Origin of the sequence: Cedecea sp. NFIX57, from assembly GCF_900177785.1 — a bacterium.
Lineage (GTDB): Bacteria > Pseudomonadota > Gammaproteobacteria > Enterobacterales > Enterobacteriaceae > Cedecea > Cedecea neteri_C.
In genome coordinates this window covers 32,278-42,846 of sequence record NZ_FXAS01000020.1, presented here as the reverse complement: position 1 = coordinate 42,846, position 10,569 = coordinate 32,278, and the positions used below count along the sequence as shown (strand labels likewise).

7 protein-coding genes are annotated in these 10,569 nt (G+C 56.2%); 4 read left to right on the top strand and 3 right to left on the bottom strand.

Features of this window, described 5'->3' with window-relative positions; all coding sequences use genetic code 11:
- Positions 1 to 38: 38 nt before the first annotated feature.
- The 3 genes from fhuA to hrpB form a co-directional block, all read right to left on the bottom strand.
- Positions 39 to 2,216 (bottom strand): ferrichrome porin FhuA, encoded by a 2,178-nt coding sequence (gene fhuA / locus B9Y90_RS17215; RefSeq protein ID WP_085541993.1) that lies wholly within the window; start codon positions 2,214 to 2,216, stop codon positions 39 to 41.
- A 256-nt stretch (positions 2,217 to 2,472) separates the two neighbouring features.
- On the bottom strand, positions 2,473 to 5,031 hold the full coding sequence (mrcB, locus tag B9Y90_RS17210; RefSeq protein ID WP_085541992.1) for a bifunctional glycosyl transferase/transpeptidase: 2,559 nt from the start codon (positions 5,029 to 5,031) through the stop codon (positions 2,473 to 2,475).
- A gap of 171 nt (positions 5,032 to 5,202) precedes the next feature.
- Complete coding sequence (gene hrpB, locus B9Y90_RS17205; RefSeq protein WP_085542009.1) at positions 5,203 to 7,638, bottom strand: ATP-dependent helicase HrpB; 2,436 nt, start codon at positions 7,636 to 7,638, stop codon at positions 5,203 to 5,205.
- 73 nt (positions 7,639 to 7,711) lie between these two features.
- Here hrpB and thpR point away from each other — a divergent pair, with 73 nt between their 5' ends.
- From thpR to gluQRS, 4 genes are all read left to right on the top strand, one after another.
- Positions 7,712 to 8,251 (top strand): RNA 2',3'-cyclic phosphodiesterase, encoded by a 540-nt coding sequence (gene thpR, locus B9Y90_RS17200; protein WP_085541991.1) that lies wholly within the window; start codon positions 7,712 to 7,714, stop codon positions 8,249 to 8,251.
- On the top strand, positions 8,252 to 8,956 hold the full coding sequence (sfsA, locus tag B9Y90_RS17195) for a DNA/RNA nuclease SfsA (RefSeq protein ID WP_085541990.1): 705 nt from the start codon (positions 8,252 to 8,254) through the stop codon (positions 8,954 to 8,956).
- Between the two features lie 192 nt (positions 8,957 to 9,148).
- The gene (gene dksA, locus B9Y90_RS17190) at positions 9,149 to 9,604 is read left to right on the top strand and encodes an RNA polymerase-binding protein DksA (protein WP_008460361.1); all 456 of its coding nucleotides are present in this window, start codon (positions 9,149 to 9,151) and stop codon (positions 9,602 to 9,604) included.
- Between the two features lie 71 nt (positions 9,605 to 9,675).
- Positions 9,676 to 10,560, top strand: coding sequence for a tRNA glutamyl-Q(34) synthetase GluQRS (gene gluQRS / locus B9Y90_RS17185; protein WP_085541989.1), 885 nt, complete (start codon positions 9,676 to 9,678; stop codon positions 10,558 to 10,560).
- Positions 10,561 to 10,569 lie beyond the last annotated feature (9 nt).

Genomic DNA, 10,569 nt, shown 5'->3' with positions numbered 1-10,569 from the left:
TTAGTGAAGGGCACGGCGAACCGTGCCCGGGAGACAAGTTAGAAGCGGAAGGTCGCAGTAGCAACCACCTGACGCTCAGCGCCCCAGAAGCAACCGTAGGTTGCGAAGCAGCTGGCAACGTATTCGCGATCAAGCAGGTTGTTCACGTTGACCGCAATGCTGGAGCCGTTCAGCCCGAAGCGACCAAGGTCATACTTCACGACTGCATCCATCACCGCTGCACTGCCCACTTTGAAGGTGTTAGCCGGGTCGCCGTAGCTGGAGCCAAGGAAACGACCGCCGGTACCCAACGTCAGGCCACTCAGCACGCCGCTGTTGAAGGTGTAATCCCCCCACAGGGAAGCCATGTGCGCAGGAACCTGCTCAGGAGTTTTGTTTTCAAGCGTCGAGTCTTTGGTGTATTTCGCATCCGTATAGGTGTAGGACGCAGTAACGTTGATATTGGCATTCAGCGCCGCTTTCGCCTCCAGCTCTACGCCGCGTGAACGAATCTCGCCGCCCTGAATGGAAGAAAAACCGTGTGAGGTATCAGGATCTGACATCAGATTATTGGTTTTGATCAGCTGGTAGACCGCCCCTGTAATCACAACTGGCATATCCTTCGGTACATACTTCACGCCGGCTTCATACTGGCGACCTTTAGAAGGTTTGAAAGTATTGCCGTAGAAATCTGCGCCGGAGTTTGGTTCGAAGGATTCGCTGTAGCTGACGTAAGGTGTAATACCGTTATCAAACAGGTAGTTTAAGCCTGCACGACCTGTGAACTGGTTATCACTGCGCTCGGTGTAATTGTTGGCCTGGTAAGCTCGGGTCGACTGAGTCAGCCAGTCATAACGTCCACCCATTGTCAGGACAAACTTGTTCCACTCGGCCTGATCCTGAACATAAATACCGGTCTGCTTCTGCTTGTTCTGCTGGTAAGGGGCCGCATCGCCAAAATCAAAGTCACTGTAAACCGGATTATAAAGATCCAACTGCGGCGCGCTACCGAAGGTCGCATTAATGTCATTTCGCATGCGCTGGAAATCAACACCCGTCAGCAGAGTATGCTCAACATCAGCGGTAGAGAATTTACTTTCTAGCTGGGTATCAACCGCAAAGTTATGCAGTTTTTCGTTATCCACAACGGTACCGCGGTTAAGCATATAGCCCGTCGAGTCGACGCCTGTGCCATAAACGCTTTTCTGCGAGGTTTTGGATTCGGTATAGCGAAGGTTCTGACGCACAGTAAAGGTGTCGTTAAAGCCATGTTCAAAGCTATACCCCACCATTTTGTGGGACAGGGAATAGGTATTGTTATTAGCACCTTCGTTGAAATCGGTGCTCAGGCGCTTGCCGTTTGGCAGAGGCTGAACTGTCCCCTCCTTCGGCAACCAACCGTAATAACCCGTTTCTGGCTGATTCTGGAAATCAGACAGGAAGGTAAAGTTAGTTTTGTCGTCCGGACGCCAGGAGAAAGATGGTGCAATCGCGTAACGCTTCTGTTTCGCATCACGCTGCTGGTCATCGTTAGAACGCGCCACGCCGGTCAGACGGTAAGAGTAAACGCCGGCATCATCCAGCGCATCGCTGAAATCGAAACCAGTCTGGTACAGGTTATCTGTACCCATTTTAAACTGCACTTCACGCAGCGGTTCAGTGGTTGGACGCTTGCTAACCATTGAGATAATACCGCCAGGGCTGCTTTTGCCGTACAGCACGGACGTTGGGCCGCGCATCAGCTCCACGCGCTCCAGCATATAAGGGTCGATGATAACTTCGTTATAGAAATCGCCCTGCAGCTTTAAACCGTCCAGATAGTTGTTCTGGTTCACCGAACCAAAGCCGCGAATTTTTACCGCATCATAGGTATTTGAAGCGCCACGAGTCGAAACAGTGATACCCGGCGTATAGCCCAGCGCTTCTTTAACGGACTGGAATTGATGCATCTGCATCTCTTCGCTGGTCACCACCGAAATAGACTGCGGGGTCTTTTCAATCGGGGTATCGGTTTTAGTTGCGGTGGCGCTGCGTTTAGCGGCGATGGTTGGCGATGGCCCCCATGCGCTTTCGGCAGGCACTGCAGCGGCTGAAACGGTAATAGTGTCTTCTTTTTTGGTCGTGCTGGTGTCCGCCGCGAAGCTATTAACGCTGACGGTGCCCACCGCCGCCGCTACAAACAGAGCAAGCTTACGCACAGGGTTTTTGGCTGGCAGACCTGGGAGTGAACGCGCCATGATATTTTCTCTGGTGAAATGGTAAATGATAACGTAAACGATAATTATTATTATGCCCGCAGGATAATAGACGAAACGCTGGCTGCATAGCAAGCGCCTCACACCCTCAGTCTTATTAAGGGAATAAGAAATAACCAGATGGTTTATGTGGTGTTAATTGGCCGTGATATTTAAGATAAGAAACGCGTTATGGCGGGTAAAAAAAGCGAAAAAAAACCTCCCCCGGTTAGGGAGAGGTTTGTAAGTGAAGCGAGGCTTAATTGCTGCCGAACATGTCCTTAATCCAGCCGGCAACGCCGTCGCTCTTCTGTTCCTGAGCGGGCTGTTGCTGCTGAGGCTGCTGCTGCGGTTGTTGCTGCGGCTGCTGGCCTGCTGGCGTCTGGCTGAACGGGTTAGCCGACTGCTCTTCCTGCTGGCTTTGCTGGCAAAGCGCGCTCGGGTTCGTCGTCCAGACCGGCAGCACACGGTCACCACCGCCGCTACACATGAAGTAACCAGCACCGTTGACGCCCATATCCACGATATCTTCCGGCTGGGTCAGATCCAGCGGGATCGGAGACTGGTTTGACAAATAACGCTGGTACAGCGACATTGCGCCGCTGGCACCGTACAGCTTGGTTGGCTGGTTGTTATCGCGCCCTACCCAGGTAATGGTCACTTCACGGCCATCAACGCCGGCAAACCAGGTATCCACGTTATTGTTGGTGGTCCCGGTTTTCCCGGCCAGATGCAGGTTCGGGTATTTCCCGCCCAGCGCACGGCCTGTGCCGCGAGCCACCACCTGTTGCATACCAAACAGCGTCAGATAGGCGGCCTGCGCAGGCACCGCCTGTTCCGCCTGTGGGAAGCTCTGATATAACACGGTGCCGTCTTCAGCAATCACCGAGCGCAGCGCGGAAAGCGTCGCACGGTTCCCGCCGCTGGCAATCGTCTGGAAGGCCTGCGCAACCTGAATAGGCGTCAGGTTCAGTGCCCCCAGAATCATCGCCGGCACCGGATTAAGCTGGTCTTTTGGTACCCCAAGCTTGGTCCAGGTATCGGTAATGGCCGGCAAGCCCAGCGTCATCCCCAGGTTTACGGTTGGCACGTTCATCGAGCGCGTCAGCGCATCCACCAGCATCACTTGCCCGCTGTACTGGTGGTTATCGTTCTGCGGCGACCAGACCTGGCCATTCGACAGTTTGATGCCAATCGGGGCATCGGCAAGCCAGGTGTTCAGGCGGAACTTGTCCGGTTGGCTCAGCGCCGTCAGATAAGTGGCCGGTTTTGCCAGCGAACCGATGGAGCGACGAGCCTGCAGCGCACGGTTAAAGCCCGCAAACTGAGGTTCCGCGCCGCCGACAACCGCACGAACTTCACCGGTAAAGCGGTCAACAATGACCATCGCCGCTTCCAGATCGTTCAGCTTACGGGAAGCACGCAGCACCGGCACGCCTTCGGTCACCGCTTTTTCTGCGGCATCCTGAGACACGGAATCAAAGGTGGTAAAGATCTTCACGCCGGACAGGTCTTTCACCTTGTCGCCCAGCTTGTCCTGTAGCTCCTGACGCACCATCTGCATAAAGGCAGGCTGCGGAGAAATCACGCCGCCGCGAGGCTGCACGCCCAGAGGACGCGCGCTCAGCATGTCGTACAGCTCCTGATCGATAACTTTCTGTTCCTGCAGCAGACGCAGGACCAGGTTACGACGTTCAAGCGCCAGCTTCGGATTACGCCATGGGTTATACAGCGAGGCGCCTTTTACCATCCCCACCAGCAATGCCTGCTGGTCGAGGCTCAGCTCTTCCACCGGGCGGCCGAAGTAATAAAGGCTGGCCAGCGGGAAGCCACGAATCTGATCGTCGCCGCTCTGGCCGAGGTACACCTCGTTCAGATACAGCTCAAGAATGCGATCTTTGTCGTAGCGAGCGTCCATGATCAGCGCCATGTAGGCTTCGTTGGCTTTACGCCACAGCGTACGCTGGTTGCTCAGGAAGAGGTTTTTCACCAGCTGCTGAGTCAGCGTACTGCCGCCCTGCACCGCACGACCAGCCGTCAGGTTAGCGACAACGGCGCGGCCAATGGAGTAAATGCTGATCCCATCGTGCTCGTAGAAATGGCGGTCTTCGGTCGCAATCAGCGTGTCCACCAGCAGATCCGGGAAGCCGGAACGCGGCACGAACAGGCGCTGCTCGCCGTTTGGCGAAGAAAGCATGGTAATCAGGCGCGGGTCGAGGCGGAAGATACCGAAGCTGCGGTTATTATCCATGTTCTGGATGGATTCCAGATGGCCACCGTCGAATACCAGTCGCGCACGAATCTGCCCTTCTTTGCCGTCCGGGAAGTCAAACGGACGGCGAATCAGCTCGATGTTGTTCCCCTGCACGGTGAACTCGCCCGGACGCGTCATGCTCGATACCTGGCGATACTGCGTCGCTTCCAGCAGCTTCACCATCTCCGCTTTGCTGTAAGGCATATCCGGCTCAAGGTTCACCATGCGGCCATAGACCGCCGCCGGAAGCTGCCAGACTTTGCCGTCAATGCGGCTGCGAATCTGCTGATCGAGGTACACGCCGTAAATAACCAGCACCACAAAGAAGATGATCGCCAGCTTCACCAACAGCCAGAAGAAACGGCGTTTTTTCGACGGGCGGCCCGAGCCTTTCCCCTTACCTTTTCCTTTACGCGGCGGCATAGGTTCTTCGTCCTCGTAATCTTCGTCTTCGTACTCGTCGTCATACTCCTCTTCCTTGAGTCGACGACGGCTCACCTTCTCTTTCGCCGGACGCGTTGGTTTTCCTTTACGTCCAATCGGCTCGCGGTCATTCCCCGCCATGCATCTTCTCCACAAAAGTTCAGGCGCAAAGGCCCGATTCTCCGTTCTTCCGCGCAATGCGAAAGAAGAAATCTCTCAAAAAAACAGCCCGACATTCTTACTCAGAAAATCTTCTCGTGTTCCCCCTCTCCCTGTGGGAGAGGGCTGGGGTGAGGGCACCAGACAGTGCTCTCAGGAATACTTTTTCGTCCGGCGCGTCGGGGCCGTATTCGCCGGATCGTCCGGCCAGACGTGCTTCGGATAACGTCCCTTCATCTCTTTCTGCACTTCGCGCCAGGCCCCGTTCCAGAACGCCGTTAAGTCACGGGTGATCTGCAACGGCCGCTGCGCCGGAGATAATAGCTCAAGCACCAGCGGAACGCGCCCCTCGGCGATGCAAGGCGTCTGTGCTTCACCAAACATTTCCTGGATACGCACAGCCAGTACAGGCGGATTTTCGCTGTCATAGCGAATCGCAATCTGGCTTCCGGTCGGCACAGTGTAATGAGTTGGCAGGGCACTATCCAGCCGTTGACGCATTGGCCAGTCAAGCAAGTTGCCCAGCGCCCGGCTAAGATCGATATTTTTCAACGCACGCAGCGAGTGCACGCCACGCATTTCCGGCAGCAGCCAGTCTTCGAGCTTCGCCAGCAGGGAATCATCATCCACCGCAGGCCATTTCTGCTCCGGCAGCCAGCGGGCCGCGCAGCTCAGGCGCAACCGCAGCTGCTGAGCCGGAACGGACCACTCCAGCAGCCCAAGCCCGCGTTCGCGAATGCCGTTTAAAATCGCCTGCTGCATTTCCTCTTCGGAAGGCTTCGCCAGCAGCTGCGTTTTCACGGCTAATTTGCCGATTTGACGCCGCCGCCAGGCTTTTAACGCCCCCCGCTCTTCATCCCACTCCACCGAATCACTTTCCGTCAGCAGGTGCGGTGCGCGGGCGACAAGCTCTTCAATATCCAGCGGCAGCGCCAGCAGAATACGGGCATCCGGCGACTGACTGCCCTGCAACAGAAGCGGCACTATCAGCCATTCATGCCGCGTCATGGCGTCATCCTGCTCCAGCATCGCGCCCATGCCGTTGGCTAACTGATAGCGGCCCTCGGCCCCGCGCCGCCGGGCGATACGGTCGCCAAACCCACTTGCCAGCAGCGGCATAGCTAGAGAGATATCCGGCTCCCCGCTTCGGGCATTTATTCTTTTCAGCAACTGCGCGGCGCGCTGCCGCCAGTTACCGTTTCTGCTGTCGAAAAGCGACCGCAAATCGCCGCCACCCTGAGTACGCGGCGGTTCTTCCAGGATTGCTGCAAGCCACGCGGCTGTGGCCTGTTCATCCGGCGTTTTGGCCGAAACCAGCATAGAGGCGAGACGCGGTTCGTTACCCATTTTCGCCATTTTTTGCCCTTCTGCCGTCAGCCGTTGCTGCTCGTCAACGGCGCCTAATTGGCGTAACAGACGCTGAGCTGCCGCAAGGTTTGCCTCCGGCGGCACATCAAGCCAGGTTAGCTGGCGCACGTCCTGGCAGCCCCATTGCAATAGCTCCAGCAGCAGGCCTGATAAATCGCTTTGTAAGATTTCCGGTTCGCTCTGGCCCGCCGCACGTTCGGCCTGATCGGCAGCGATCAGATGCAGGCAAATCCCCGGTTCCAGACGCCCGGCTCGCCCGGCCCGCTGGGTCATTGACGCCTGACTCACACGCTGAGTGACCAGCCGGGTCAGCCCGGTACGAGCATCAAAGCGAGCGACGCGCTCCTGCGCTGCATCCACCACCAGGCGGATACCTTCAATGGTCAAACTGGTCTCGGCAATATTAGTCGCCAGCACCACCTTCCGGGTTCCCGCTGCGGCGGGCAGAATCGCTTTACGCTGCTCGCTCAGGGGTAAAGCGCCGTACAGCGGGCATAGCTGAACATCGCTCGCCACCCGCTCTTTGAGTTGTTCCTGCACGCGCTGAATTTCACCCACGCCGGGTAAAAACAACAGCAGCGATCCTGACTCCTCACGCAGCAGGCCGGCCACGGCGGCGCCAACGGCTTCATCAAAGCGCTGATGCGCTGGCAGAGCCATATAGCGGCGCTCAACCGGGAAAGCACGACCTTCAGAGGTAATCACCGGCGCATCCGGCAAGCATTGCTGCAGGCGCTGGTTGTCCAGCGTCGCTGACATAATCAGAATTTTAAGGTCATCGCGAAGCCCGGCCTGCAAGTCCAGCAGCAGCGCCAGGGCGAGATCGGCCTGAATACTGCGCTCATGAAATTCATCGAGGATCACAAGCCCAATACCGTTAAGCTCGGGATCCTGTTGGATCAGCCGCGTTAAAATCCCTTCGGTCACCACCTCAAGCCGGGTGTTTGGCCCCACGCAGCTGTCAGCCCGCATCCGGTAGCCGACAGTTTCGCCCGGTTTCTCACCCAATAACTCGGCCAGCCGCTGAGCAACATTGCGGGCGGCAAGGCGACGAGGTTCAAGCAGCAAAATGCGACCTTCCAGCTTACTCTGCTGGAGGATTTGCAGCGGCAGCCAGGTAGATTTACCTGCGCCGGTAGGGGCGTTGAGCAAAACTTGCGGGGCGTACTCAAGCGCTTTCAGCACTTCCGACAGTACGGCCGCAACCGGTAATGAGGACACAAACGGCTCCAAAGGGTTAACATCGGCAGTCGCGCATTGTAGCATCCCGCCAAACCATAACCGAGAGACAACCATGGCCGAAAATCGACGCCTGTTTTTTGCCCTGACGTTACCGTCCGAGGTTCAGCAGCAAATCATTCACTGGCGAGCCGCCCAGTTCCCGGCGGATGCTGGCCGGCCGGTAGCCGCGGCCAATCTGCACCTCACGCTGGCTTTTTTAGGGGAGGTCTCCGACGAAAAACGCCAGGCCTTGTGCCGCCTTGCCGGAAGAATTAGCCAGCCTGGCTTCACGCTGCGCCTGGACGATGCCGGACAATGGCTGCGTTCAAGCGTCGTCTGGTTGGGACCACGCCATGCTCCGCGCGGCTTGCTGCAACTGGCCAATATGCTACGTTCCCAGGCCGCACGCAGCGGCTGCTATCAGTCTCCGCAGCCGTTTCACCCCCACGTGACGCTTTATCGCAATGCCATACGTTCCGTGGCAATCCCCGCGCCGGGCTTTAGCTGGCAATTTCAGGTGAATGAATTTTCGCTGTACGAGTCCGTTTTTGAACAGGGCAGAACTCGCTATCAGGCACTGGAACACTGGCCACTGACTAATAAGGAAGAGTAGATGGAGTTTTCACCCGCGCTGCAGTCCGCCACGCTGATTAAACGCTATAAACGCTTTCTGGCGGACGTTGTGACCGCCGAGGGCGAAACCATGACGCTGCATTGCCCCAATACCGGAGCAATGACAGGCTGCGCCACGCCGGGCGACACGGTCTGGTATTCCACATCGGCCAGCCCAACGCGCAAATACCCCCATACCTGGGAGCTTACTCAAACACAAAAGGGTGAGATAATTTGCGTTAATACGTTACGCGCGAACACTCTGGTCAGAGAGATGCTGACAGCTTCGCCGCCGGCAGAACTGTCAGGCTATGACAGCCTTCAGGCCGAAGTAAAATACGGTGAAGAACGCAGCAGAATTGACTTTATGTTACAAGCGAGTAACAAGGTTAACTGCTATATTGAAGTGAAATCAGTCACGTTGCTCGAGCAGGATAAAGGCTATTTTCCCGATGCCGTTAGCCTGCGGGGCCAAAAGCATTTGAGAGAGTTGATGAATGTGGTTCAGCAAGGAGAGCGCGCGGTGCTACTGTTTGCGGTTTTACATTCTGCTATAAATAGCGTCTCGCCAGCCCGCCACATTGATGAGAAGTATGCGCGGCTGTTAACCGAGGCACAGCAGTGTGGGGTTGAAATTATCGCCTGGAAAGCAGAACTTTCTGCCGAGAGGATGACTCTAACTACGCCGTTGCCTGTCTATTTATAATCAGCATCTGGTTAAGGGCAGATAACGTATTGTCTTTTTTATAGTCGGGTCGTTTCGCAAATAAGCTTTTCTTCACACGGTTGTCAAGAGAGGAGTTTTATATAATTGCCAACCTGAAAAGCATCTGCTATTTATAGCGGCCTGATTTTACCCCGACAGGGGACCGATAAGTGCGTGTTAAGGAGAAGCAACATGCAAGAAGGGCAAAAGCGTAAAACGTCGTCCCTGAGTATTCTCGCCATCGCTGGGGTGGAGCCATACCAGGAGAAAACGGGCGAAGAGTACATGAACGAAGCCCAGCTGTCGCACTTCAAGCTTATTCTTGAAGCATGGCGTAATCAGCTCAGGGACGAGGTAGATCGCACCGTTTCGCACATGCAGGATGAAGCTGCTAACTTCCCGGATCCGGTAGACCGTGCTGCCCAGGAAGAAGAGTTCAGCCTCGAACTGCGTAACCGCGATCGTGAACGCAAACTGATCAAAAAGATCGAAAAAACGCTCAAGAAAGTGGAAGACGAAGATTTCGGCTACTGCGAATCCTGCGGTGTAGAAATCGGCATTCGTCGCCTTGAAGCACGTCCGACCGCTGATTTGTGTATCGACTGCAAAACGTTGGCAGAAATCCGCGAAAAACAGATGGCCGGCTAACGGCCCTCGGAAATGCCAAACCTCTATGGCGGGAGACTCTCCCGCCATATTACTTTATTACACCCCAAAAAATGTCAGCTCAACTCTACATTGGCCGTTTTGCCCCCTCACCTTCCGGGGAACTGCATTTTGGCTCACTGATTGCCGCTCTCGGCAGCTACCTTCAGGCTCGCGCTCAACAGGGCCGCTGGCTGGTACGCATCGAAGATATCGATCCTCCTCGCGAAGTCCCCGGCGCCGCCGACACTATCCTCAAGCAGCTTGAGCATTACGGCCTGCACTGGGATGGCGACGTGCTATGGCAATCTCACCGCCATGAAGCCTATCGTGCCGCGCTGGCCTGGCTGCAGCAGCAGGGACTGAGCTATTACTGCACCTGCACCCGCAGCCGTATTCAGCAGATCGGCGGTTTCTACGATGGGCATTGCAGAACCCTTGGCAACGGGCCGCAAAACGCCGCGATGCGTCTGGTGCAGAACAACCCGGTGCTGAGTTTCCAGGACGGCCTGCGCGGGCAATTGCATGCTGATGAAGTTTTGGCGCGGGAAGATTTCATCATTCACCGTCGTGACGGTCTGTTCGCCTATAATCTTGCTGTCGTCGTGGATGACCATTTCCAGGGCGTGACGGAGATCGTGCGGGGTGCAGATTTGATTGAGCCGACGGTGCGGCAAATCTCGCTATACCAGCAGCTTGGCTGGCCCGCCCCCGGCTATATTCATCTGCCGCTGGCGCTCAACGAGCAGGGTTCTAAGCTTTCGAAGCAGAATCACGCGCCCGCGCTGCCGCAGGGCGATCCTCGCCCGCTGCTGGCGGACGCATTGCGCTTTTTAAATCAACAAGTAGCGGACGGCTGGCAGGATCTGACGCTGGAAAGGTTGCTTGAGCAAGCCGTCATGAACTGGTCGCTTAATAGTGTGCCGGTGAATACATCATTCTCAAATGCCCCACACTGAGCTATGATT

Coding starts and splice junctions, on each gene's coding strand:
- dksA (WP_008460361.1), top strand. CDS start 9,149: ATGCAAGAAGGGCAAAAGCGTAAAACGTCGTCCCTGAGTATTCTCGCC.
- gluQRS (WP_085541989.1), top strand. CDS start 9,676: ATGTCAGCTCAACTCTACATTGGCCGTTTTGCCCCCTCACCTTCCGGG.
- thpR (WP_085541991.1), top strand. CDS start 7,712: ATGGCCGAAAATCGACGCCTGTTTTTTGCCCTGACGTTACCGTCCGAG.
- sfsA (WP_085541990.1), top strand. CDS start 8,252: ATGGAGTTTTCACCCGCGCTGCAGTCCGCCACGCTGATTAAACGCTAT.
- mrcB (WP_085541992.1), bottom strand. CDS start 5,031: ATGGCGGGGAATGACCGCGAGCCGATTGGACGTAAAGGAAAACCAACG.
- fhuA (WP_085541993.1), bottom strand. CDS start 2,216: ATGGCGCGTTCACTCCCAGGTCTGCCAGCCAAAAACCCTGTGCGTAAG.